Annotated in this window: 22 protein-coding genes; 15 read left to right on the top strand and 7 right to left on the bottom strand. The window is 54.2% G+C overall.

Features of this window, described 5'->3' with window-relative positions:
• The first annotated feature begins 9 nt into the window (after positions 1 to 9).
• Positions 10 to 687 carry a DsbA family protein gene (locus tag QQ992_RS17430; protein ID WP_286110477.1) on the top strand — a complete coding sequence of 226 codons (678 nt, stop codon included), beginning with the start codon at positions 10 to 12 and terminating at the stop codon, positions 685 to 687.
• A gap of 508 nt (positions 688 to 1,195) precedes the next feature.
• Here QQ992_RS17430 and QQ992_RS17425 read toward each other — a convergent pair.
• Together QQ992_RS17425 and QQ992_RS17420 are read right to left on the bottom strand one after the other, a co-directional pair.
• Positions 1,196 to 2,830 (bottom strand): GMC family oxidoreductase, encoded by a 1,635-nt coding sequence (locus QQ992_RS17425; RefSeq protein ID WP_286110476.1) that lies wholly within the window; start codon positions 2,828 to 2,830, stop codon positions 1,196 to 1,198.
• A 199-nt stretch (positions 2,831 to 3,029) separates the two neighbouring features.
• Complete coding sequence (locus tag QQ992_RS17420; RefSeq protein ID WP_286110475.1) at positions 3,030 to 3,956, bottom strand: MFS transporter; 927 nt, start codon at positions 3,954 to 3,956, stop codon at positions 3,030 to 3,032.
• A gap of 409 nt (positions 3,957 to 4,365) precedes the next feature.
• Here QQ992_RS17420 and QQ992_RS17415 point away from each other — a divergent pair, with 409 nt between their 5' ends.
• The gene (locus QQ992_RS17415; RefSeq protein ID WP_350156151.1) at positions 4,366 to 5,268 is read left to right on the top strand and encodes a LysR family transcriptional regulator; all 903 of its coding nucleotides are present in this window, start codon (positions 4,366 to 4,368) and stop codon (positions 5,266 to 5,268) included.
• Here the strand turns inward: QQ992_RS17415 and QQ992_RS17410 are convergent.
• The 3 genes from QQ992_RS17410 to QQ992_RS17400 all read right to left on the bottom strand — a co-directional run bounded on the left by QQ992_RS17410 (position 5,265) and on the right by QQ992_RS17400 (position 7,921).
• Positions 5,265 to 6,182 carry a LysR family transcriptional regulator gene (locus QQ992_RS17410; protein ID WP_286110473.1) on the bottom strand — a complete coding sequence of 306 codons (918 nt, stop codon included), beginning with the start codon at positions 6,180 to 6,182 and terminating at the stop codon, positions 5,265 to 5,267. The two genes, QQ992_RS17415 and QQ992_RS17410, sit on opposite strands and share 4 nt — an antisense overlap.
• Before the next feature lie 148 nt (positions 6,183 to 6,330).
• The gene (locus tag QQ992_RS17405) at positions 6,331 to 6,801 is read right to left on the bottom strand and encodes an ester cyclase (RefSeq protein ID WP_286110472.1); all 471 of its coding nucleotides are present in this window, start codon (positions 6,799 to 6,801) and stop codon (positions 6,331 to 6,333) included.
• A gap of 187 nt (positions 6,802 to 6,988) precedes the next feature.
• Positions 6,989 to 7,921 (bottom strand): LysR family transcriptional regulator, encoded by a 933-nt coding sequence (locus tag QQ992_RS17400; protein ID WP_286110471.1) that lies wholly within the window; start codon positions 7,919 to 7,921, stop codon positions 6,989 to 6,991.
• Positions 7,922 to 8,129: 208 nt separating this feature from the next.
• Between QQ992_RS17400 and QQ992_RS17395 the strand changes: the two genes are divergently transcribed.
• From QQ992_RS17395 to QQ992_RS17370, 6 genes are read left to right on the top strand one after another with little or no spacing between them, the layout of a single operon-like run.
• Entirely contained in the window at positions 8,130 to 8,804 is a 675-nt protein-coding gene (locus tag QQ992_RS17395; protein ID WP_286110470.1) for a nitroreductase, read from the top strand.
• A 31-nt stretch (positions 8,805 to 8,835) separates the two neighbouring features.
• Positions 8,836 to 9,717, top strand: coding sequence for an arginase family protein (locus QQ992_RS17390; protein WP_286110469.1), 882 nt, complete (start codon positions 8,836 to 8,838; stop codon positions 9,715 to 9,717).
• Between the two features lie 43 nt (positions 9,718 to 9,760).
• A complete protein-coding gene (locus QQ992_RS17385; RefSeq protein ID WP_286110468.1) occupies positions 9,761 to 10,969 on the top strand; it encodes an MFS transporter in 1,209 nt (402 codons plus the stop codon).
• 58 nt (positions 10,970 to 11,027) lie between these two features.
• Positions 11,028 to 12,002 carry a quinone oxidoreductase family protein gene (locus QQ992_RS17380; RefSeq protein ID WP_286110467.1) on the top strand — a complete coding sequence of 325 codons (975 nt, stop codon included), beginning with the start codon at positions 11,028 to 11,030 and terminating at the stop codon, positions 12,000 to 12,002.
• Between the two features lie 57 nt (positions 12,003 to 12,059).
• Positions 12,060 to 13,127: a catalase family peroxidase gene (locus tag QQ992_RS17375; protein ID WP_286110466.1), complete on the top strand. Its 1,068-nt coding sequence runs from the start codon at positions 12,060 to 12,062 to the stop codon at positions 13,125 to 13,127.
• Positions 13,124 to 13,675, top strand: a complete 552-nt coding sequence (locus QQ992_RS17370) for a cytochrome b (protein ID WP_286110465.1) — start codon at positions 13,124 to 13,126, stop codon at positions 13,673 to 13,675. Before QQ992_RS17375 ends, QQ992_RS17370 begins: the two co-directional genes overlap by 4 nt.
• A 46-nt stretch (positions 13,676 to 13,721) precedes the next feature.
• On the opposite strand, the gene QQ992_RS17365 is transcribed toward QQ992_RS17370, so the two are convergent.
• The gene (locus tag QQ992_RS17365) at positions 13,722 to 14,606 is read right to left on the bottom strand and encodes an aldo/keto reductase (protein WP_286110464.1); all 885 of its coding nucleotides are present in this window, start codon (positions 14,604 to 14,606) and stop codon (positions 13,722 to 13,724) included.
• A 360-nt stretch (positions 14,607 to 14,966) separates the two neighbouring features.
• On the opposite strand from QQ992_RS17365, the gene QQ992_RS17360 reads away from it, so the two are divergent.
• From QQ992_RS17360 to QQ992_RS17340, 5 genes are all read left to right on the top strand, one after another.
• Complete coding sequence (locus tag QQ992_RS17360) at positions 14,967 to 16,655, top strand: GMC family oxidoreductase (RefSeq protein WP_286110463.1); 1,689 nt, start codon at positions 14,967 to 14,969, stop codon at positions 16,653 to 16,655.
• 111 nt (positions 16,656 to 16,766) lie between these two features.
• Positions 16,767 to 18,125 (top strand): MFS transporter, encoded by a 1,359-nt coding sequence (locus QQ992_RS17355; RefSeq protein ID WP_286110462.1) that lies wholly within the window; start codon positions 16,767 to 16,769, stop codon positions 18,123 to 18,125.
• A 159-nt stretch (positions 18,126 to 18,284) separates the two neighbouring features.
• Positions 18,285 to 19,331: an NADH:flavin oxidoreductase/NADH oxidase gene (locus QQ992_RS17350; protein WP_286110461.1), complete on the top strand. Its 1,047-nt coding sequence runs from the start codon at positions 18,285 to 18,287 to the stop codon at positions 19,329 to 19,331.
• Positions 19,331 to 19,792: a nuclear transport factor 2 family protein gene (locus QQ992_RS17345; protein WP_286110460.1), complete on the top strand. Its 462-nt coding sequence runs from the start codon at positions 19,331 to 19,333 to the stop codon at positions 19,790 to 19,792. Before QQ992_RS17350 ends, QQ992_RS17345 begins: the two co-directional genes overlap by 1 nt.
• 52 nt (positions 19,793 to 19,844) lie before the next feature.
• On the top strand, positions 19,845 to 20,939 hold the full coding sequence (locus tag QQ992_RS17340; RefSeq protein ID WP_286110459.1) for an alkene reductase: 1,095 nt from the start codon (positions 19,845 to 19,847) through the stop codon (positions 20,937 to 20,939).
• Between the two features lie 65 nt (positions 20,940 to 21,004).
• Here QQ992_RS17340 and QQ992_RS17335 read toward each other — a convergent pair whose 3' ends face one another.
• A complete protein-coding gene (locus QQ992_RS17335; RefSeq protein ID WP_286110458.1) occupies positions 21,005 to 21,934 on the bottom strand; it encodes a helix-turn-helix domain-containing protein in 930 nt (309 codons plus the stop codon).
• 308 nt (positions 21,935 to 22,242) lie between these two features.
• Here QQ992_RS17335 and QQ992_RS17330 point away from each other — a divergent pair, with 308 nt between their 5' ends.
• A complete protein-coding gene (locus QQ992_RS17330) occupies positions 22,243 to 23,139 on the top strand; it encodes an EthD domain-containing protein (RefSeq protein ID WP_286110457.1) in 897 nt (298 codons plus the stop codon).
• 140 nt (positions 23,140 to 23,279) lie between these two features.
• On the top strand, positions 23,280 to 24,776 hold the full coding sequence (locus QQ992_RS17325) for a carbohydrate porin (RefSeq protein WP_286110456.1): 1,497 nt from the start codon (positions 23,280 to 23,282) through the stop codon (positions 24,774 to 24,776).
• Positions 24,777 to 25,056: the final 280 nt, after the last annotated feature.

Raw genomic sequence — 25,056 nt, 5'->3', positions numbered from 1 at the left:
AGCCCATAAATGGCCAGCTTGAAATTGCACTACATGTTTGATCCCCTCTGTGGTTGGTGCTACGCAAGCGCTGATGCTCTGAGTCGGCTGGCTGAGCGTTTTCCAAACGAGCTGGAGATGCGCCCTACAGGTCTTTTCGCGGGCCCAGGTGCACGTCTCATCACCCCTGAGTTCGCACACCACGCGCGCACCAATGATCAGCGGATTGCGTCCTTAACTGGTCAACCCTTTGCTCCGGCCTACTTCGAAGAGATTTTGGGTGAGAGGCCTGTGCGCTTCGACTCGATGCCGATGAGCCGAGCGCTTACTTTCGTTCGAGGTAAGGAGAAAGCTCTAGAGCCGAAGCTATATGGCAAGCTCCAAACGGCCCGTTACGTTGAAGGGCTTGATACATCATCATCTGATGTAGTGGCGGCGTTCACCGCTGCCTTTCTGACCGAGGAGGGACATGCGGTCAGTGTAGAGGACCTTCGCGCGCTGATTACACACCACGAGCAGCTAACAGAAGATACGTCCCATCGCATCAGCGGCTCGCAGTCTCTGATGCGCGAGGTGTGCGCGGGTGGTGTGCCACTACTATTGGTTGAGATCGATCAGGTCATACGCCCCTTCAGCGGCATGGACCTCTACAGCGATCCGAGCCGCTTGATCGAAACCATCGAGCAATTTGTGCAATCTGCTCCCTGAACCTTCCGTCAGCGCTCAGTAATTGAGGTCACGAGTGCCAATGCTGTTTCAGCTTGATCGTGGTCACAATTGGCCGATTGGCGTTAGCTAGCCACGGTACGCATACCGGCATATCTGCCGGACATACCCAGGGTAGGTTGATGCCATTCCGTGGGTCATGTTGGCATTGATCTCGTGTCCAATGGATGCTTGTTAAGCCGGGGCGCCTGGCCAAAGTCATTCCTGCATGACTTAGGCTTCGAGGGGAAGACGATTTCGATGGCGGATGGAAATCCTGGGATCAGCGTAATCGTGTCCGCTAAAAAATAGACGGGCACCAACGCCTTAATCCCGGAATTCTGAGGTTTAGCCTGCTTGGTGCTTGAAAGCCGCTCGGCAAAGCTGAAGCTGCGGACGCGACAGCCTGCGCCCTTAGGAGGAGGCAAACGCTGAATGACTACGGCCCGGCTAAGCGGGCCTTACACCGTTCACCGCAAGGCTGCGCTGGCGGTTGATCAGTTCAGTCCGTTCACGAGGCCATTTGTTCGGAGGTCAGCCTGGTACCCTCCCGCAGAAACGCTGCGGCTCGCTCCCCAATCATCACGGTTGGAGCAGCAGTATTGCCGCGGATGATGTTAGGCATGATCGAGGCGTCAGCCACGCGCAAACCCTGTAGGCCATGCACCCGAAGCTGTGTATCAACCACTGCGTCGGGGCCGGTCCCCATGGCGCAGGTTCCGGCCGGGTGGAGCGCAGTACTGACGCGTGCGCGCACATACGCTCCCAGTTCTTCGTCACTGTCGCCGACGTCGCTGCCAGGCAGCGACTCCTGTTTCAGATACTTCGCCAAAGCGGGAGCTGCCATGATCTTGCGGGCAATTCTGATACCTTTGACAAGGTGGTCCACGTCCGCTTGAGCGCTGAGGTAATTCCCATACACCATCGGCATGTCATCAGGATTAGCGCTGCGCAGCCGTACCTCGCCGCGTGATTGGACAGCGTTGCACAGTGGCGCAAGTGAGAACCTGTGAACCTGTGGGATGGGCTCGCCCCAGCCGCACGATGAGGCCGCCAGCGCATTCAGCTGGACCTCGGATCGACCATCGCCATCAGTATCGAAGTAAGCGCCGCACTCTACGATGTTGGAGGTGAGAACACCGCTGCGAAACAGCGTCCACTGCAAGCCGTTCGACAGCGCCCTCCACCCCCTATCTTGCCCCATCAAACTGATTGGCTGCTTGAGGTCAGCGTCCACTGGTACAAGTACGTGATCTTGGTAGTTTTGGCCAACGCCAGGAAGGTCTAGAACTACGTCGATACCGTGTTGCTGTAAATGCTCAGCCGGCCCGACGCCCGACAGCATGAGCAGTTTCGGGGACATAAATGCCCCCGCCGACAGCACCACTTCATTTTCGGCCCGAACGTCATGCACCGTCCGACCGCGGCGAACTCTTACCCCCACAGCACGTGTACCCTTGAACAGGATTTTCAGCGCTGAGGAGTCAGTCCAAACAGTCAGGTTGTTACGCTTATCGGCGGTCTCGATGTAGGCCGTATACGTACTGCTGCGCTCTCCGCGATGACTCATCGTTTGGTAAAAACCTACACCTGCCTGTTTTTCACCGTTGAAATCGTGGTTGAAGGGAGCGGGTAGTCCAGGTGCGCCAGAAGCCTGCTGAGCGGCGACGATGAAGGCATCGCTCAGTCGGTGGCGGTGTATACCGTCGGAGACGCGCACTGGTCCGTCCGTCCCGTGAAATGGGCCAGCAAGCCGACTGTTATTCTCAGCACGTTTGAAGTAGGGCAGCACATCCTTGTAGCTCCATCCCTCGCAGCCGTTTGCAGCCCAAGCGTCGTAGTCTTCTTTCTGCCCACGGTTGTAGCACATCGCGTTGATTGCGGTTCCGCCCCCCAGGGTTTTGCCTTGAAGCAGAGACAGCTGCCTGTTGTTTGCACCGGGAGCGGGCTCGCTTTTGAACAGGAATGTCCGTGAGGTCCCGTGAAGCTTGAAGTACCCCCCGGCCATTTTGATTAGCGGGTGTCGAGCGTGTGGTCCCGCCTCAATCAGCAGCACGCGATTGGAGGAGTTTTCGCTAAGCCGAGCTGCTACAACGCAACCCGCTGCCCCACCGCCTATGATGATGTAATCAAATGCAGTCTGCATGCTATCGGACCTTATTATTGTTGTGATCAGAAATGCATGGGAGGCTAAGCCGACTCACTCGAACGTTCTCGGCTGGGCGTGCCAACCATTAGGTTGGGTGCGCCAGGGGGGAGGGCGGCATGATCATGCCACCACATGGATTCGACTCACTGTTGATCGTCGAACAGCTGGACCTGCTCAAAAATCCAGTCAATGAACATTAGTGGGCTTGAATTTTACCTAGCGCTCCTGCATTCATATTTCCTTGAAACGCTATTAACAAAAGCGAGCCCAATAGGACGCATGCCGCTCCAGCCCAGTAGGTGGAATTAATTCCAGCGCCATCTACGATTAGGCCTCCTACTACGCTACCAGCCGAAATCGCAATCTGGACAACGCATATAAACATTGCAGAACTAGCTTCAGGGGGATTTCCTGCAAGTGATTGATGGACGGCATTGATGCATAGGGGGCCAGTTCCCCATGCTGCTCCCCAAAGGAGCACGAAAATTGCCACTGTGGGTTGGTGTTTGATGCTTGGTAAAAAAGCTAGAACCAGCCCCAATAGGACGAATGTCGACAAGGCAGTCCTGGCTAAACTATGGGAGATAAACCTTGCAGCTACAAAGTTTGCGATGAAGCCCGCTGCACCGTAGCCCAGCAGCAGGAATGTTATTTCTGATGAATCAAAACCAGCTCGAACCAATAAAGGGGCCACGTAGGTATACGTACCGAAGTGCGCACCAAATATTAAGGTGGCGATAAGAAATGACTTTCGAGCATCAATGCGGCAGATAAATGAGAAAAGCTGCCGACTTTTGATCGCTGAGTCAGCTGGTAGAGAGGGCAACGAGACGGCCTGAAACGCGAGAGCAATGAAAGCGACTGCGGCTGCCGCAACGAAGGCTCCGCGCCAGGATGACCATTCGGCGATATATGCTCCTAGTGGTACTCCCAAAACCATCGCGGCTGAAACGCCTCCAAAAACAGCCGCGACTGCCTTGTGAGCATCTTTCGGATCAACCAAACGACTTGCCACAGCAAGCCCCATCGCCCAAAAAGCGCCTAATCCCGCGCCGACCAACGCTCGTCCTATCAGCATGGTGATAAATGATTCCGCAAATAGCGAAGTAGTGCGTGCAGCCAATGACCAGCAGGCATGAGAGAAGAATCAGGACCAGGCGCCGGTCCGCTTTGCCTGTCGCAATCATTAGGCCAGGGGCTGAAAGGGCAGCGAGCAAGCTTGGAAGGGTCATCATCAAGCCGGCTTGGCCAGACGTCACGTTAAAAGCTTCAGCCACTTCGGGCAGTACGCCCACAGGCAAGAATTCGGCCGTTACAAATGCAAATGCTCCAACGGCTAGGGATGCGACGCCAGCGACTGAAGGCTTCGTCGCGGCTATGGGGGAGGGTGCTAGCATTTTCTTAATCCTAGAGTCAGTAAGTACGTCGTGGCGGACGTGGTGCTCGTCTACGACCCGGCTGGCTATACTAATTCCCAACAAAGGAGCAAAAAATGCTAATTTATTGTTTTGATTAACAACCATGGGTGTTTAATGGTGGATCAGGTCAAGGCCATGCAGGTCTTTGTCTGCGTGTCGGAGACGGGCTCATTCGCGGGGGCAGCGGTGAAGCTGTCTATTTCTCCTCAGATGGTCGCAAAACACATTTTGAGCTTGGAAGAGCGTCTCGGGGTCCGTCTTATTAGTCGAACTACTCGTCGGCAGAGCCTGACTGAGGTCGGGGTAAGATATTTGCACCGGTGTAAGCTCATTCTGGCCGAGATTGAGAGTGCAGACGCTATGGCAACTGGGGCACTTACTGAACCGAAAGGTGTTCTTCGTATTAGTGCTCCGCAGGACTTCGGGTGTGGAAGCTTTATGGCTTTTTTTCGAGAATATCTCGAATTGCATCCTCTAACAGAGATTGAGCTAACGCTAACGGATCGTTATGTGGATTTAACTGATGACGGATTCGAAGCTGCGATTCGGATAGGGGGTCTGAATGGTCTAAGCAATTCTTCTATAGTGGCGCGCACGCTTAGATCTCATCAGCTTGTGGTCTGTGCATCGCCAGGGTACTTAGAAAGGTTCGGAACACCTACAACTATTGATGCACTCGCTGCGCATACAGGGATTTGCTATCTATACAGTGATCGGTCGGCTGAGGATAACTGGACTTTTAGCTGTAATGGAGAAATGTTTAATGCCCGTCTGAAAAGTCGGCTTCGGATAAATGACATGCGAGCATTGATCGGTGCTGCAATCAACGGCGAGGGCTTAATAATGGGGGCTTACGATAGCTTAGTTGACCATTTGGCAGCGGGTAGGTTGGTTCGGGTGTTAGGTGAGTATGATGGGCCCACGAAACCGCTCCATCTGATATATCGTGCTGACCGTAGACAAACCGCGCACCTAAAGGCGTTTATCTCCGAAGTTGTGAAAAGATTCGGAGATTAGACGCTGGGTGGTTGGGCAACCTTATCAAGCAGATGTACCTGCTCAAAAATCCAGTCAATGAAGAGGCGAAGCCTTAGGCTCTGGTGGCGATTAGATGGATATAGAAGGTTGTAGGTGACTGTGGGTTGCTCACAATCATCAAGCAGGGTGACCAGTTGGCCAGAGTCGATGAAGGGTTGCATCATTGGCCGGATTTCTTGCCCGATCCCAAGGCCGGCTACGAGCATTTTTATATGGCCATGGCTTTCGTTCGCAAGAACAGAGAAGGTCTGAATTTGGGTGTGTTGATCTGCTTTTTTAAGCTGGATCGGAAATGGGCGCGAAGTCGTGGCAACGAAGTAGCCCACAAGGTCGTGATTCCTCAAATCGTCAGGGGTTTGAGGCGTTCCCCTACGTTCAAGATATCCAGGTGACGCGCAGAGCGATAAATGCGCAGTGAATAGCTGCCGGCCGATGAGCGACGTGTCATCAAGCTTACCCGCCCGGATAGCACAATCGACACCTTCGCTCACGATATCGACTGTTCTGTCGGAGATTCCAAGCTCAAGCACGAGATCGGGATAGCGAGCCTGAAAGTCAGGTAGCCTGTCTATGAGGAAGAGATTGGCGAACGACGAGGTTACATCGACCCTCAGTCTTCCGCTCGGTCGCCCGCGGTGACCTCGAATCCGACTGTCTGCATCGTCGAGGTTTGCCACGAGTGGGAAAACCATTGCGTAATATTCTTCGCCTTCCGGCGTGAGCGTTGCAGCGCGGGTTGTCCGCTGAACCAATTTGGTCGCTAAATGCTGCTCAAGATCTGATATCAGCTTGCTCACTGTGGAGCGGGGGAGAGACAGCTGATCTGCCACCTTGGTGAACGATCCCGCTTCCGCTAGACGTACGAAGGCGCGGATCGCCAACATCTGGTTCATAAGTCAATCCCTTCAACCAGAAAATATTCTTCGCCTTCCGCACCAAGATCCAGGACGGCCTCCGCTGGTGAAGGCCGTCATAGTCAGTCACCGACTTACGTACATCTGAACGGCGATTTTACGTGCGATGGAGTAACGCGCACCTGCGTCATTCCTGAAGCTTGAGACCCAGCTCAAGTGCCATTTTCAGCTCTTCGCACATGAACCAAAGCTCGTCCATTTTACCGTCATCGTCAAAGCGAGCGATGCCGATTTCTTCCCAGCTGATTTTTTTCCCAGTTGCGGGCATGCCAACAAACTCGCCAACGTGGGTGACGGTCATGGTGAAATGTATCATTGCCTTATTGCCTTCGCCGACGATATCAGAAACCACAACTGGTTCGAATCGAAGAGCGTCGGTCAGTGGCTTCCAGCCCGCTTTAAGCCAGTTGAGAAAATTGCCTTTTTCAGGGATGGCATCGCCCCGAGCAACGAAGAGGCTCGCGAACCCTGCTCGGCGAGTAATGCAATCAGGGGAGACGAGCGCTTCCATTTGGTCAAAGCGACCGTTTGGCATTGCATCCTGCAACAGAGCGCGGAGGTTTTCTTTGTTGCGGGCGACGTTATCGATAGTACTCATGTTGAACTCCAGTAGCGGTCACTGTGACCGGTGGGTGTTGAGCTAACGATAGTCGCCCGCGCGGTGCAGCAGAAGCCGCTAATCTTGGAATGATTGTGCAGGCTCATGCACAATCTACCGGTGTGATGAGACCGTTCAGTGATCAATCCAGTCCTTGTCGTACTATGTCGCGACCGGGTGGATTCCTTTAGAGGCTGGCCCCTTCGGGAGACTTGAGTGTTTTAGCCTCCTCCTTTTCAAAAATCGAAATGACCCAGTCAATGAATACTCTGACCTTCATGGGTAGATACTTTCGAGCCGGATACATGACGGAGATAGGGGTATGCCCTGCATCCTCATCCGCCAGGACCTGCACAAGGCTACCTGCTGCTAACTCGTTCCGAACGCCGATCAGAGGAATCTGAGCCAACCCCAGACCATTCAACGCGCAGGCCACGTAGGCGTCATGATTGTTGACTTGTAGGGCGGGTCTCATCCTGATTGAACGCGGCTTGCCGTTTACCGTGAACATCCATTCCTTGACCTTCCGCTCTCGCCCATAAAAATAGACAACGCCCAAGTGGTTCTTCAGGTCGTCCAGGGACTTTGGTGCCCCGTGAGTCTTGAGGTAATCAGGTGACGCGCAGATGATGAACGGGTCACGGTAGATCGTACGGCTCACTAAGCTTGTGGGAGAGGACTCCCCAATCCGAAGCACACAATCGACCCCCTCTGCGATTAGATCCACCTGCTGGTCACTCACTCCTAGAATCACCTCAACCTGGGGGTAGGCTTTCTTGAAGGAGCTGATGTTCGGAATGATCATGGACTTCGCGAGCGAGTTACTCATGTCTACCCGCAGTCGTCCTTTGGGCTCCGATAAGCCACCGCCGAAGAAATTTCGAGCTTCACCGACTGCATTTAGGGTCATGGTTGCTTGTTCGTAGTACGCCACGCCTTCGGACGTTAGCGTCGTCCGCCGTGTCGTACGGTGTAAAAGCCGTGCGCCCACCTCTTTTTCAAGCTCATTTATCGCCACGGTTACGCTAGGCCTGGCAAGGCCAAGCGATTGGGCGGCTCTGGCGAAGCTCTGAAGCTCCGCCACGGTTATGAAAACCTGAAGCTTTTCAGCAAAATCCATGGGATCCCCTGGCAGTTGGCTTTTCGGAGTGTACTAACTGCCAGCCATTGGTCAAGCGATTGTTATTGGATTTGATAACAATGAGCTTGATTATTATGGTCTTCTGCTTTTATCCCTCGATACATAAAATTCAGGAAACCTTCCACTCAACCAATGGTGATGCAGCTCGCACCACCTCGTGTTGGCAGAATATTTCCTGAGAGGCTCCATGAGTTTGAATTTCCAAGAGATCGTGGCGCAACGGCGTTCGGTGCGAGACTTCCACGCTGATCCGCTATCTGATGAGCAGATCGAACAGATCTTGCTTGACGCACAACAATCGCCATCCAGCTGCAACACTCAGCCTTGGGTGGTGCACGTGGTTTCAGGCGACGCCAAAGATCGGTTGAGTGCAGCCCTGATGCGCGCCTTCGATGAAGGTGGTGACACTCATGATTTTGGCTATGACATTGCCAATTATCCCGGCGTATACGCCGAGCGTCGCGATGCCCAAGCAGCTAAATACTACGAGGCGTTAAAAATCGCTCGCAGTGATACTGCTGCTCGGACGGAAGAGGTCCGGCGCAATCTCGAATTCTTCAATGCTCCTCACGTAGCGCTGATCTTTATCCCGAATGTAGTCAACGGGGACGTTCAAAATTCCGCTGACGTCGGGATGTACACACAGACGTTCCTGCTTTCACTGGTTTCGCGCGGATTAGGGGGGATTGCTCAAGGCATGCTCTCGAATTTCCCTTCCACCATTCGCGAAGAGCTGGGCATCCCGAGTGATCTGCGGTTGGTACATGGCATCTCCTTCGGTCATGCCAACGAGCAAGCGAAATCAGCTCAGGTCCGTTTCGGCAGGGCACCTCTCTCTGAAAGCGTGACATTCCACCGTTAAGTGACTGGTAACCACCTGGAGGAATCAAAAAATGAGCACAACCTCAAGCACGACCCTTCGGCTGCTATTTCCTCAATGGCAAGGCGGTAATAACCCGCCTTACTTTTTAGGGGCCCAGCTATTGGCCTGGCTCGCTCCAGAAGCTAGCGGTCCCGTTGAGCATGTCCCAGTGCCTGAGCCCGACGGCAAGCCGCTAGCAACAGAGGATGGCATCGTTGGTCGGCAAGTGTTGCTGGATCAGCAAATCAGCGCCCGAGCCCTCATCGAAAAACACCAACCTGACCGGATAGTTGTGTTAGGCGGTGATTGCTTGGTCGACCTCGCTCCCTTCGCTTACCTCAATGAACGCTACGGTAGTGATCTAGCGGTTTTGTGGGTAGATGCCCATCCAGACGTGATGACTCCGAAGGACTTCAAGCATGCTCATGCCATGGTCATGGGAAATCTGTTAGGTCATGGGGATGAGGATTTCACCCGCCTGGTCAAAGCACCTATCAAACCTGAGCGCTTGCTCTACGCGGGCCTCCAGGAAACCCTAGCGGTGGAAAATGAGTTCATTCAGCACCACGGGCTTCAAAGCTTCGGGCCGGCAGCATTAGCCCAAACTAGCAAACCTGTACTGGATTGGCTGGCGAGTATCAATGCCAAACATCTGGCGATTCATTTCGACCTAGACGTGTTGGACCCAAATGAGTTTCGTGCCCTGTTGTTCGCAGATCCCCATGCCCCGGCAGGGACCTTTGACGGCATCGCACAGGGCAAGATGAAAATCGCCGAGGTGGTCCGACTGCTTCGTGATGTCGCTCAGGTGGTTGACGTTGTGGGCCTAGGCATTGCCGAGCATTTGCCGTGGGACGCTCTCGCGTTGAAAAACATGCTGGCTCAGTTGCCACTGATCGGTAGCAAGCGTTAATCCAGTTGTCTTGCTCCACGAAGCAACAAATCCTGAGGTAAATATGCAAACGACGACAACCGCCCATGGCCACTCGGCAGAAGAGTCACTGCCGATGGCGGGGCTTCTAGCATTAGCGATGACGGGGTTCATCGCCATTCTGACGGAGACCCTGCCAGCAGGGCTGCTGGTGCAAATGTCTCATGGCTTAAGCATCTCCCAGTCGCTCGCCGGCCAGACCATTACCGCCTACGCGATAGGTTCTCTCCTCGCCGCTATTCCCCTCACAATTGCCACTCAAGGGTGGCGACGCCGTCGAGTGCTGTTAATGGCGATAGGTGGCTTCCTTGTTTTCAACACTATTACTGCCGTTTCACAGAACTACTGGTTAACGTTGGGCGCTCGTTTTTTCGCCGGGATGGCGGCAGGCCTCGCTTGGAGTTTGCTGGCAGGGTACGCGCGAAGGATGGTTGCTCCCCACCAGCAGGGTAGGGCTATCGCAGTTTCATTGGTGGGTACGCCAATAGCGTTGTCGCTCGGCTTGCCGCTGGGCACCTGGCTAGGTTCTCTCGTGGGCTGGCGATCGGCATTCGGCATCATGTCGCTGATGACGATAGTTTTGATCTGCTGGGTTGTGATGAAAGTACCTGACTTCCCGGGGCAGGCTAAAGGTGAGCGGATGCAGTTGAAGCGAGTGATGTTGACTCCAGGCGTGCGGCCAGTGTTGCTGGTCGTGATGATCTGGATGCTAGCTCACAACATGCTCTACACCTACGTAGCGCCGTTCGTGGATCCTGCCGGCTTAACAGAGCGGGTTGATCTGGTTCTTTTTGTCTTTGGTGTAAGCGCTCTGGTTAGCATCTGGATCACAGGCAGAGTCGTAGATCGCTACCTGCGTGGGGCCGTGCTGACGAGTCTAGTTGCCTTCGTTGTAGCGAGCCTCCTATTTGCCTTGTGGCCTACATCCGCAGCGATGGTCCTCGTAGCCGTAGCCATTTGGGGGCTTAGCTTCGGTGGTGCAGGCACGTTGGTCCAAACTGCATTGGCGGACACCGCAGGCAAGGGTGCAGACGTAGCCATTGCGATTAACGTGGTGGGTTGGAATGGCGCAATCGCCGGGGGAGGCATCTTGGGCGGTTTACTGCTCAACGGTGGCGGTCTGAGCTTCTTCCCATGGGTGCTAATTGGTCTTCTGATCCTCGCTATCTTAATCGTGTGGTCAGCCAAACGGCGTGGGTTCCCGCCTGGATCTCGCCTGTCGAGCAACAATTAACCCCACCAACCAAACTAGCTACCGCACGCGGCGGGGCACCATTTCGCTTGGAGAAATCATGAAAGCAATCGTGACTCAGGCCTTCGGCAAACCACCAGTAAGCGTTGTTGAAGATCGGTTGAAGCCAGTGATTAGGGATGGGTTCAGTCTGGTTCGCATGCAGGCTGCCACCATCAATCAACTGTCCCGCTACATCCGCGAAGGAGACGTTCCAGGGTCGATCACACCGCTCGTGCTTGGAAACGAGGGTGCCGGCACCATTGAGCAAAGTACTCGCTTCGAGCCCGGAACGCGCGTCGGGATTTATGGCGGAAATCGATTGGGCATTAAAGAAGATGGGTTGTTTCAGGAATGGGTAGTGGTAGAAAACCATCGCCTATTCGAGTTGCCACAGACGCTGGATGTAGAGGTGGGGGCAACTCTCAGTGTCAACTTCCTCACCGCTTGGCGCGCTTTGACCCATTCCGTTCAGGTCCATTCGGGCCAAACCATCCTTGTCGCTGGAGCTACAGGTTCTGTAGGCAACGCAGTCGTCCAGGTCGCGGCCGCACTCGGGTTGCGCAGCATTGCGTTGGTTACGACCGCGGCCAAGGTTGATGGTGCCAAGGCAGCAGGTGCAAACGAGGTAATAGATCTCTCAGCTGAGCCTGATGTTGCGAACGCTGTCCGCGTTTTGACTGAAGGCAGGGGCGCTGATTTCGCTTTCGACCCGGTTGGCGGAGATGTACTTGGCAAGCTGGTGGAGTCAGTAGCTTTCCGTGGCACCGTCGTATCACTCGGATTTGCGGGAGGGATGTCCCCGAGCTTCCCTGCCTACGACCTGATTGCTGGCGAGAAAAAAATCATTGGCTATGCCTTGCACGCTGAGCGAGACGAGGACGTTATTGAGCCTTTGGGTCAACTCGTCAAGCTTGCTGCTGCGGGCAAAATACGTCCCCAAATTGACAGCCGCTACACGCTTGATAACTACGAGGACGGCTATCTGCGGCTCGTTTCTCGACAGGCCGTGGGTTCAATAATTCTGGCGCTTTGAAATGTCTAGGTTGGGCGGTGCAAAGGCGCTGTTCAACCTTTACCAGGAACTTTACTGATGCGCGAACTTCCGAATCCGCCTCCTTTTCGCTGGGCAATCCCAGCTATAGCAGCCGTTGCCGGTGCGCTTGCATTCGCTTTCGCCTGGAGTGCCGGCTTGATCGGCAGCGGGCCGACTAGCAAGTCTTTCGTCAACACCTCGACAGATTTCCCACCGGGCTTTCGCCGGGCCCATGGGAAGGGAATGTGTTTTGTCGCCACGTTTCGTCCAAGCGGCGAAGCCAGGGTTCTTTCTTCAGCGCGGGCGTTTAGCCAGCCTGAGGTCCCGGTAATTGGACGCTTTTCCATTGGCACCGGGAGTCCGTTTGCGTCTGATTTATCGACCAAAACCGTCAGTATGGCGCTGCTGATGGCGACCGATGATCATCAACAGTGGCGCCTGGCAATGAACAATCAGCCATTCTTTGCGACGAAGACCTCGCAAGGATTCTTGGATATGCAGGCTGCGTTTTCTCCGGATCCCGCGACCGGTAAGCCTAACGACAAGCGCGTAGCTGAGTTCCTTGATGAGCATCCTGAAACAAAGCCGTTTTTGAAGCTGGCTGACGAAGCGCCAACGCCAGGTAGCTTTGCAGGGGCAGAGTTCAACGGGGTGAATTCCTTCTATCTGGTATCAAACGAAGGCCGTCACACCGCCGTGCGCTGGGCAATGCGCCCTCACGAATCTTTCGTTGAATTGGCGGATGATCAACGTAGCAAGGTTGGAGAAAATTACCTGTTTGAGGATCTTAAGCGCCGCCTCGGGCAAAAGCATCTTTACTGGGATTTGGTCATTCAGGTAGCAGCTGCTAATGACCTTGTGGACGATCCCTCCAAGCCCTGGCCAGAGGACCGCAAGCTTCTGGTGGCGGGTACACTCGAAGTGACTGAAGTGTCCGATCAGAGTCAAGGCGCATGCCGCGATATCAATTATGACCCCACGATAGTGCCAACGGGGATTGAGGTCTCAAATGATCCTATCCTCTCAGCGCGATCTGCGGCTTACTCACACTCCTTCAACCTGCGAGAGCGCGATATCGGTTATGGGCGGGCAACCGACGCCATAGGCAAGGAGGTGGTGCAATGAGTCAGTCTGTTGAACAGTCTTCTCCGTCGTCCTTTAACGGGCTCGCTCGGGTGCTGCATTGGCTCATGGCCATCCTAGTGCTAGTGATGCTATTCGTTGGAGTTGGCATGGTCAGTTCCTTTCAGCACAGACTGTCGCTGATCGAGCTGCATCGGCCACTAGGCATTGCGATCCTGCTCTTAGCTGTGGTGCGCCTAATCAACCGCCTGGTTTCCAGATCGCCTTCATTACCGGCGAGGCTTCCAGCTTGGCAAAAAATTGCCGCTAAGGCTTCGCATCTCCTGCTGTACGTTTTACTGATACTCCTGCCGCTTATTGGTTGGGGTGTGGTTTCAGCGGGTGGATATCCAGTGACGATGGTCCAGGGCTGGAATTTGCCTGGCATAGTACCGGCCGATCCACAATGGTATGCGTGGCTACGTGATGTGCACGGTGTGATGGCATGGACGTTATTTGCACTCGTGATTGGGCATCTCTCAGCTGCGCTATTCCACGCCTGGGTCTTACGGGATGGTGTTTTCTCGCAAATGGCTAAAGGCTCCCGCTAGCTGAAGAAGAGGGTGGTTGATCCACCCTCAGTCGAGCCAATTTTTATTAGGATTTTGCAGCGAATGCCTGGCGACCACCCTCGTCCAGCTGGCGGAAATCTTCATCGGAAAGTTGGATGTTCACCGCGGCGACATTTTGCTCCAGATGTTTGATTTTCGATGTGCCCGGAATTGGGATGATCACTGGGCTTCGCTTCAGAAGCCAGGCCAGCGCGATCTGGCCGGTGGTTGCTTGATACTTGTCGGCGATGTCACTGAGCAGCGAGCCTGGCTTCGCCAGGGCACCGTCTGCCAAAGGATGCCAAGGAAGGAATCCGATCTGTCGGGCAGCGCAATAATCCAGTACATCCTCGTAGGTTCTGTCTGCCAGGTTATAGATGTTCTGAACGGTGGCTACCTTGAAGTATTTAGAGGCAGTTTCGATGTCAGCTACGCCGGCTTCACTGAGGCCAGCATGCCGGACAACTCCGAGATCGATGAGTGTCTTGATCGCATCGTATTGCTCGTCTGCCGGTACTCTCGGATCAATTCGGTGTAGCTGCCACAGATCTATCTGTTCCAGGCCCAGGTTACGCAGGCTTTTGTAAGCTTGCTGGATCAGATACTCGGGGTTCCCGAGAGGAACCCACGCATCTTTGCCTGGACGCAAAACACCTGCTTTCGTTGTAACAACGATGTTTTTTTCGTAAGGGTGAAGAGCCTGTTGAATGAGCTGTTCGGACACATCAGGGCCATAGGAATCCGCCGTGTCGATGAGGGTGATACCAAGCTCTGGTACTCGTTTCAGAGTACGCAGGGCCTCCTCTCGATCAGCAGGTTCGCCCCAACCGCCATCGCCGGTAACTCGCAGGGCGCCAAAGCCTAGACGGGCTACCTCAATCTCCCCTCCGATAGAAAACGTACCAGCAGTACGTGCCGTCAAATCGGTCATTGATAACTCCTTTTCGATGGGTGAAAGCCTAAATAAGCGTCTACCAAGCGGTTTTCGCCATCAGGCCCTACCCGATGTTAGGAGTGGTAAGGGGTCGGCAGAAGTTCGTGAATCGAGAACTCATTGTTATGTTAACTGCTAATAATCGGAGCAATTATGAGGCTGAACTCTAGGGAGTCCCCGTTCGGCGGGGGTTGAAGCGCGGCAGGGGAAGCGGATCAGTGGTATCAGTTTCCTGAGGCTAGAGCGGATTCTGGCACCAGCAACTCAATGGTTGGCGCAGCCATCCAAGCCCGGCTGCGGACCGAGACGTAGCATGACCGCCATACAGTCATAAAAATTACAATGAGCAGGTAAGTCATGAATACTGATGCCTTCGATTACATCGTAGTGGGCGGTGGTGCCGCCGGATGTGTGGTCGCTTCCCGCCTGAGTGAGGACGCTTCCAGGCAGGTTCTTTTGCTGGAAGCTGGTACGCACGATAAAAGCTTATTTATCCGTATGAATGGCGGCTATTTCCGCACCATGCACACAGAGCGCACAGTCACCTATCACACTGAACCTGACTCACACACCAACAACCGGACAATACCGGTCATGCAGGCTCGAACTCTTGGTGGTGGCCATTCAATCAACGGAATGGTGTACATCCGCGGCCAGCGCGAAGACTACGATGGGTGGGCGAGTCAGGGGTGCGAGGGCTGGTCCTACGCTGATGTGCTTCCTTACTTCAAAAAAGCTGAAAACAACCAACGCTTTAGCGGGGGGTTGCACGGCAACGATGGTCCCTTGATGGTTTCGGATAACAGCTATCGCCATGTGTTGAGCGAAGCCTTTGTTCATGCTGCTCAGGAGGCTGGGCGGGAGAATGGTATTTCCATTCGCTACAACGATGACTTCAACGGGGCGTTTCAGGACGGTGTTGGTTACTACCAGACCACGAGCAAGAAAGGTGAGCGGTGTAGTACTGCCCGTGGCTACCTGCGTCCGGCTATGAACCGGCCCAATCTCCAAGTGCGTACGCGGAGTCGCGTCGCCCGCGTGTTGATCGAGAACAAGCGAGCCGTAGGTGTTGTGCTACTGGATGAGGCAGGTAAGGAATTCGAGATCCGCGCTCGAAAGGAAGTCATCGTGTGCGCCGGTGCGTTGATTTCTCCCAAGCTGCTCATGCTTTCAGGCATCGGCCCGGCTGAACACCTGCGTGAGCTTGGCATTGATGTCGTGAGCGACTTACCAGGTGTTGGCGAGAACTACCAGGATCACCTGGTTGTGCCGGTCGATGGCAAGCTGAAAGATCCCATAAGCCTCCTGGGCCAGGATAAAGGGCTTAAAGCAATCCGACACGGAATGGAGTGGGTTCTTCGGCGCAGTGGATTGCTGAGTTCGAACCTGGTAGAGAGCGGGGGCTTTTTCGACCTCGATAATGATGGACGTCCCGAAATTCAGATCCATACGCTGGCGATGGCATCCACCAGTTGGGGCAAGCTTGAAGGCACAGTTGACGTCAGCGTCCCAGAGCATGGCTACTCCGTGGCTCCTTGCTGCCTTACAAGTCATTCTCGCGGTACGGTGCGGCTGCGTAGCGCCAATCCGAGCGATGCGCCGATTTTGGATGCGCGTTACCTCAGTGATTCCCGGGATGTACAAAACCTCATTCGAGGCGTACGCCTGGCTCGACAGATTCTTAAAGCACCAGCCATGGCGCGCTTCATGGACAGCGAATTGATGCCCGGCGCGAACGTGAGCGATGACGATGCTGCGCTCGAACAATATGTTAGGGAGCATGTGCAGAACGCATTCCATCCAGCCGGCACTTGTGCAATGGGGGTCGACGCAACTTCAGTTGTGGACCTCGAACTGCGCGTGCGTGGTGTGGATGGGTTGCGCGTAGCAGATGCTTCAGTGATGCCTGAACTGGTTCGGGGCAACACTACCGCTCCGACTTCGATGATCGCGGAGCGTGCGGTGGAATTCATCAGTCGGCAAGAAAAGACTGGAGGAGTCGGGACCATGGAGCGGCCCAGAGCGGGACTGGTCGGGGCTGCCTGAAAGTCTCCTTAGTTTTTTGGCGTTAGCTCTACCGTTTCAACCTTGCACAAACAACAATAACAAACCTGCACATTCGCCACTGTCCAACGGTGGCGAAGGAGACATGGCACCATGGATAAACTCTCTCAAAGCAGCGTACCGGACTACCTCAAAGGTATCCCCGTGACGCGAATATTTATCGCAGCTTTCGTCACTCAGTTTTGCATGGGCTTTGAGTTGCTGCTTCGGCTCAATGCTGCCAACACCATAAAACATGATTTCTTTGACGCCACCAATACGCTGACTTCCGGGGCCATGATCGGAGAGGTCCTCGGGGTGCTGTTTCTCGGGTTCGCAATCGCCAACATGGTGATGTCCGGTCTGGTGGATGTGCTCGGTTTGCGTCGTGTCCATGTTCTCAGCTTGCTGCTGCACGTGGCTGGTACTGCGACAGTCATATGTGCTCGGCCCGATGCGGACAATGCCTTCATGCTTCTGTGGGCCGGCTCTTTGATGCAGGGCCTTGCTTGGGGCTCAATCGAGGCGGCTCTTAACCCTCTTGTTGTTTCGATTTATCCGACCCGCAAGGTGGCTAAGCTGAACTTGTTCCATGCGGCATTCGCTCTTGGCATGCTCCTTGGGGCTCCGGCGTGTGTAATGGTTGAACATCTTGAGCTAGGCTGGCGAATTCAGCTAGCTCTGGTGTGCATACCCGCAGCGCTGGCTTTCCTACTTATAATTGGCGTCAAGTACCCGCCCAGTGAGCGTGTGGCTCAAGGCGTATCGCTTAAAGGTATGTTCCAACAAACTTTCGGCCGGGCGGTGTTCTATCTGATCATCTGCGTGATGTTCATTTCGGCGGCAACAGAGGTGGTTCCCTCTAGCTGGATTGATCTCACTCTGACGAAGATTGTAGGTATAGAAGGATTCTGGCTGGTGGCATTCATCTACAGCGTCCACGTGGTGGTGCGCTTGGCAGTGGGCGTGCTTCACGCACGCCTTGGTTCCAGTGGGATCCTTTTCTTCGGGGCCCTGTTCTCCATGGCAGGTCTTTACCTACTGAGCCAAGCAGCGAGTCCAGTCGCAGGTATCTTTGCAGCTCTCCTGTTTGGAGTCGGAACCAGCGTCATGTGGCCAACAATGTTGGCAACCACTTCTGAGCGCCTACCTGGAGGCGGAGCTTTGGCAATCGGTCTTACGGCTTCGGCTGGTATGTCCTCTAGCTATGTTTTGATGCCTCTATTCGGAAAATTATTCGATCATTCAAAGATTGCTAGTGCAGGGGGCGAAGCAGCATTTGCGGCGCTTAAAGAGGGCAGTGCGGAACTGGACCAAGTACTTGTGTCCGCAACCACGACAGTTTTCCAGACCGCCACATTGCTTCCCTGTGCGCTTGTAGTGATCTTCGCGTTGCTTTGGTTGTACGACAGTAAGCGCAAGCATGCACTGGGGATCGTTGGCGCAAAACCGAGCGCTAGTGCGATCCATTGAACCCACCTCTGGCACTGGCAGCTTAAAGGTTGGCCCGGCTGACCAAGCGCAGCAGTAAATGCTGCGCTTACCCTCAATCCTTCTTGTAACGGCCCTAATGAACAACCCTGTCATATGACTGGGCCGTTGTGGTGCTAACACAACGTCTGAGAGATGAATATGAGCGGGATCTTCCAGCCACTCAAGTTACGCGAAGTAACCCTGAAAAATCGTATCGTTATGGCCCCGATGCTCATGTACAGCGGCCAAGAGGACGGCAAGGTCAACGCGCTGCACGAAGCGCACTATGCAGCCAGGGCACTGGGAGGCGTGGGGCTGATTACGACTGAGGTGGTCGCGGTGCACCCTGCTGGTCGCATCAGCCATACAGACCTGGGGCTATGGTCCGACGATCAGATTCCAGGACTGAGAAAACTGGCTCAGCTGATTCGCACCTGTGGGGCAGCCAGCTGTTTGCAGCTTGCTCATGCCGGTCGAAAGTCCAGTACGAACGGAAAGATTTTTGCTCCATCTGCGCTGGCTCACAGCGAAAAATATCCGCAACCCGAAGCCTTAACGACCGAGGCGGTTCAGCAGATTATCGGTTGGTACGCTCAGGCGGCTGAGCGCGCAAGCATGGCGGATTTTGACTGCCTTGAAATCCATGCTGCCCATGGCTATCTGCTACACGAGTTCTTGTCGCCACTCAGCAACCATCGAATCGATCAGTACGGTGGTAGTGATGAAAATCGGTCACGACCGCTACTCGAAATTGTTCGTCAGGTACGGGACATATGGCCTGCTGAAAAGCCCCTAATGGTGCGCTTGTCCGCCGAAGATAAAGCCGGGCCTGGTGGCAATACCATCGAGTTCACAGTTGAGCTTTGCGAGCAGCTCAAAGCTCTCGGAGTAGATTTCTTGAGTATTTCCGCAGGAGGCCTGACCCCAACATTTGATGGCGAAATCGTGCCTGGCTACCAAGTGGGGTACGCCGAGCAAGTCAAAAAACAAGTGGGACTACCAGTGGGCTGCAACGGCTCAATCACCTCCAGCGAGTTGGTCGAATCGATTCTTCACTTTGAACAAGCAGATCTGGTGTACATGGGCCGTGAGCTGCTGCGCAATCCGTTCTGGCTACTGGATGTTGCTCGAACTACTGGAACTGAAATCCCGCTCGCAATTCCGGCATACGCGAGAGCCACCGGGCCGTACGAGCGCGGTCACTGATGAGCGCCTTTCTGAAGGGTACCGACATGAATATCGCTACTAATCAACTGAATGACCTCCAGATTCTTACCGATTTGTTGGGTCGTTACGCATGGGGGTATGACGCAAATGACCCCGCACTCCTGGGCTCCGCACTGAGCAAGGACGCCGTGTCTGGTGGGGTGATCACTGGCTCATCACAAAGCTGGGGACCGTGGACTGGTCGTGAAGCCATCGCCTCGAATCTCTCGGCCCTTCGGAGCGGCCAGACGGATCAGCGCCGGCACACCCTGTCCACTCCTCTTATCGTGTCTCTCACCGAGACTCAAGCGACACTGAAAGTTTATCTAACCCTGTATGTCATCCAGTCTCCCGCGCGCCCGCAGATCATGGCGACGGGTACCTACCATGTTGAATTCAGCAAGCATGATGGCATTTGGCTGATTGATCGCCTGGATGCGCAGCTCGACAGCGAGTTCTAACGGTCGCCTTGAATTCCAATTACTTCGTTCACCAATACACCAGGATGCCTGTATGTCTAAATTGTTCGATAGTTTTCAGCTGGGCGACCTGACGCTGCAAAACCGTATCGTCATGTCGCCCCTCACCCGTGCGAGAGCCGGAAAGGGAGATGTGCCAACACCACTGATGGCTGACTACTACGCTCAGCGTGCGAGTGCCGGCTTGCTGATTTCTGAGGCCACGAATGTCAGTCCCAACTCCAGGCCATTCGATCAGGCCCCGGGCCTCTACACCAATGCCCAAGTTCAAGGTTGGAGAGAGGTAACCAGTCGCGTACATGCAGCGGGTGGGAAAATTGTCGCCCAGCTGTGGCATGGCGGCCGAATCGGGGCCATGGGGCTGCTGAACTGGAATGACCCAATCTCGCCTTCCGCGGTCAACGACGATCTTGATGGCCTTAACGTTTGGGGGCGACTGGAGAGTGGCAATTACGTTCGAGTCACGGCCACGCCATCGCGAGCAATGACGACCGACGAAATTAAAGCCACTATTCAGGAGTACCAGCAGGCAGCTCGTAATGCCGTCGAGGCAGGGTTTGACGGCGTCGAAATTCACGCCGCTAGTGGCTATCTCCCACACCAATTCCTATCTGCTCATGTAAACCGCCGGGATGACGAATACGGCGGCTCTGTTGAGAAGCGTGCGCGATTCCTTGAGGAAATTATTGACGCGGTAGGAGAGGTTTTACCGCTCACTCGGGTTGGGGTGCGAATTTCACCGTATGCGGCGTATAACAACGCTCTCGATGACCAGGTTGTTGAGATGTACACCCATCTGGCTCGTCTGTTTGAAGCCAAGGGCGTCGCCTTCGTCCATATCGCTGACACCAACGGATGGTTTGGTCAACCTGACCTTCTGAAGGTTCTTGAAATCCTGAAGGGCAATTACCATGGGGTCTCAATTGCAAACGGGGGGCTGACCGTCGAAAGCGCGCAACAACTGATCGAGGAAGACACTGTTCCCCTGGTAGCGTTCGGCCGCTACTTCATCGCCAATCCGGACTTGGTTGAGCGAATCCGTAGTGGCTCGTCCCTGAATGCGCTCCAGGAGCGAGAAATTTATGGGGTAGGGGCCGAAGGATATACAGACTACCCATTCCTTGGGTAAGCAGATACGCAGCCATACGTGCCCTCCATCGGCATTACCATTGTCGGTGGAGGGCTTTTAAATGCTTAGTGCCGCAGCAGTTCGCTAGGTGATATGCCGTAAACCTGTTTGAAAAGTCTACTGAAATGGGAAAGGTCGTTAAAACCGTAAGTCAGAGCGGCCTCGCTGACCTGCCTCATCCGACCGTCACTAAGTGCCTTATGACTGGCAGCCAACCTCTGGAGCCAGAGCCAGCGCTTAGCGCTTGTCCCTTCAGAAGCGAACAGCCTGTGCAGCGTCCGAATTGAAACGCTGTGCTTCTTAGCTACCTCTTCCATATCCAGTTCGGGATCGCCCAGGTTGTTCTGGATATAGCTTTTGATCTGCGCCAATGGATTATGTCTTTGCCCGGCAGGCAGTATCCCCGACGCCGCATCAAGTGAAGCCCCAATCATGTCGAGCAGAGCGCTGCCCAATCGGGGGTCACCCAGCAATGGGTTCTCCTCCTGAATCAACCAGGTCTGGCGCATCATTTGGCCGACCATTGCACCGGCCGCAGTGTCACCGCGCAGGGTGTGCAAATTATGACTTTGCAAACACTGAGTACGTGTCGAAAGCGCAGCTTTAGGTATCTTCAGCAATAAGGTATTTGAGCCGGTCGGACAGTTCACGATCGACGGGCTTGCAGCGCTGTATAAAGCCAGATCGCCAGGCCTCAGAATGATCTCCCTGCCACCTTGCTGAACGATGCCGCTGCCGGTATTCCACAAGCAAAATTGGAAGTGGTCATCGTCGTCGCGGCTGATTTCGCTGGCGCCGCGCTCGTAGATCATAGGAGGTGAAAGTGACTCACTCAGCTCAATCGACCCTAAGTGAAGAACGCTGAGGGCCCCCTGTAAGGGCTCATCCGCCTGGGGCCTGCATTTGACGGTGAGATAGGTCTTACAGATGACCTCGTGCCAATACGCGAGGCGGTGGTGGTCATCTATGCCGTTTGTGCTGAAGGTAGTCGCCATGGCAGTAAGTCCGCTTTCTTGTGCTTATTTTTGTTAATAAGTTAATCAATTTACCTTCCGTGCGTCAATCCACCGCACAGCGGGGAGGCCTGGCATTTCCGGCTTTCCCCTGACTCCATTCCGGCACTGCTGGCATCAGTATCCGAATGTCGCGGGTGCTCTGGCGCAACCATGCCATGGTTTGGCACTGACAGGCGAGTCGCCTGGTCGTCCTGCTGCCTAAAATGCGCTTCGGTAGCGATCCTGTCCGCAACAAACCGCCAGGCGGTCAATCGTCGCAATTAACAGCCTATCTAGAAGGGGCTCCCATGCGTAGCCATGAGAACGAAGCACAAATCACCTTGGTCATCACCTTGCAGCATCGTGAAGGTGTATCCAAAGAGGACTTCTATTCCTACTGGTCCAACGTCCATGCTCCTGTGATGGCCAGAATTCCAGATGTGTGGAGCTACGTCTTGCACCACGTGGAAACCGCCCGTATCCCATTTTGGCCTCTGCCGAAGGGAATCGAGCAGGTGGCCCCGGTCGAATATCAGGTCGAGGGCTTTGCAGAACTCAGCTATCTGAACGACGAGGCAGCTGAGCGAGCCTTCGTTGTCAGCGACGCGCCTGGTGGTTATACCCATGATGATGCGCAGGTCGCTCTCTGGGCTGGCCTGTTCTATACCAATCGTGAGGCATCTCGCACCTTGCGGGATGACCTGGATGAACACGACCAAGGTCACTCGTACATTCTGGCATTCCAATTCAAAGACGATGCCGATCGGGAACGTGCCACAGCTTGGGTGACCGATCAGGCTAATCGAGCAGTGGGAATCGACAGCTTTGCTCGGGTCCGCCTTCACACCTTCCCCGAATATGACCACGAAATGGATGAAGGTCCTTTGCCACCCAATATGCGGCACACAGCTGTCCGTGGCGAGGCGCTGGATGCGGTCATCGAGATTGTGGCCCGCAGTCCTATTGAGCTATCTCGCGGCTTCAGCCAGTGGACAGTCGGTGAGGAGGCCTTGGACCACATTCGCAGCCTGCACGCTTATCGCCGTCATCGCCGTTACATCATGCGAGCCGGCGGCGTCATCACTGAACATGGTATTCGGACACCATACGTTACTGACCTTATTGCGTCCTTTGGTGCTATCAGCCAACTGCGACCAGGTATGCGTGAACTGATGCTTAATGGGACGCCTCCCGATAAGAAATAAAATCAAGTTTCATAACCAGAGCGTCAGAAAGGCCTTGCTAAGTTAAGGCCTTTTTTGTGGGTGGACGGAAAGTTAAGTGTTTTTCAGCGTCCTGGCATAGCCAATCAACAAGATGGCGTATACATCCAAGCTAGAAGTCTATGAGCTATGTAGATTTCCTCCTGCATGCCCTTCTTTGGGATGGTGTGGGTGGCCGTGCAAAATGGCTGCCTTTTAACAAAAATAAAAATAGTTCGCGAGAAACTGTCGCGCGAATAGTTACATCCGGAGAATATAAGATGCGAATCGCGAAGTCGCGCAAAGAGTTGTTGCTCTGCGGTGTTTTTCTGTCAGCAAATCTGGGGTTAATAGAAAGCGCGACAGCCGATGGGGCCTTTGAAAGCCAGTCTCCTTGGATGTTAGGTGATTGGGGCGGGGCGCGTTCAGACCTCCAGGAAAAAGGCTATACCATAGATGCTTCCTATATAAGCGAGTTAGCATTCAACGCCCATGGTGGCTATGACAAGAACGGCAAATTGGCCTATGTCGATCAATTCGCTTTCGGGGTGGCAATGGATCTGCAAAAGATCTTGAGTATTCCCAATGCTCGTTTTCAAGTGATGATCAGTAATCGGAATGGTGACAACCTTACCGGCGAACGACTCACTGATCCTAGGTCTGGGCCAGTAACGTCTACGATGGAGGTTTACGGTCGCGGGCAGGTTTGGCGTCTTAATCAAATGTTCTATCAACAGTCATGGCTCGACAACAAGCTTGACTTGAAGGTGGGACGCATGTCCCCGAGCGACGATTTTCAGAGCTTCCCGTGTGACTTTCAGAACGTGGCATTCTGTGGAGCACAAGCTGGCATGTGGGTTGGGGATGACTGGTACGCGTATCCTATAGGTCAATGGGGGACTCGCTTCAAAGTCGCAGTAGCCCCTGAGCTATTTTTCCAAGCTGGCGTTTATGAACACAATCGTACACTGAGACAAAATAATAATGGATTTAAGTTAAGCACTAGCGGTGCAAACGGCGTAATTCTGCCGGTTGAGCTTCTTTGGACGCCATCCAAGGCGCTATTCGATTTGCCCGGTGAGTATCGAGTGGGGGCCTATCGGATGAACATCAATGCCGATGACAAGTTTGAGGATGTAAACGGTCAGCCTAAGGCGTTGACAGGGGCTGAGGCGAAAAATCGTGACCGTAGAAGTGGTGTGTGGGCTATGGCAAGGCAGCAGGTTGCTCAGTTCGATGGAAACGCCAATCGCTCCGTGGAAGTTTTCGCTCAAGCTCATGCGAACGATCGTCATACCAGTTTTGTGGATCGCTTCTACAGTGCAGGCATCGTGGTCACTGGTCCATTTGCGGCTCGTCCTGGGGATCAGGTAGCATTTGCCGTTGGCAAGGCTCATGTGAATGAAAAGATTCGTGACAATCAACGGCTGCTGAATGGCTTAGCAGGCGCTACAAATTATGATGACCCGAATTTCACTCCAGAGCAGAGTTCCGAATACATGGCGGAACTTTACTACGGTATGAAGGCAACCAACTGGCTTACGCTTCGTCCTAATATTCAGTATTTACACAACCCAGGTGCAGTGCGGGAAGTGGAAGATGCAGTGGTCACCGGATTGAAGATCATCGCAGTGTTCTAAGTTTTGAGCTTGGCATGAGGTATTCAATCGTTTTACGGATCAAACCGTAGCTGCTTAGCGAAGCTACTTCGGCATGATTTTTCCAGTTTTAGTCCCAATTAGCAGGAACCTCAACGGCAGGAATATCCCGGAGTTCATCAGGGTATACAGATAACGGCGCTTTCATGCGCCGTTTTCTTATGCGTGATAAGAGCACGTGCCGTTTCGGAGATTTCCAATCTCCCAGCGGCGCTGGACCCACTCCAGAGCAAGATGGCCAGGGAGCGACTTGCGTAGTGAC

The organism is Pseudomonas kurunegalensis (genome assembly GCF_030291635.1).
GTDB lineage: Bacteria > Pseudomonadota > Gammaproteobacteria > Pseudomonadales > Pseudomonadaceae > Aquipseudomonas > Aquipseudomonas monteilii.
This window is presented reverse-complemented; position numbering and strand designations above follow the sequence as displayed.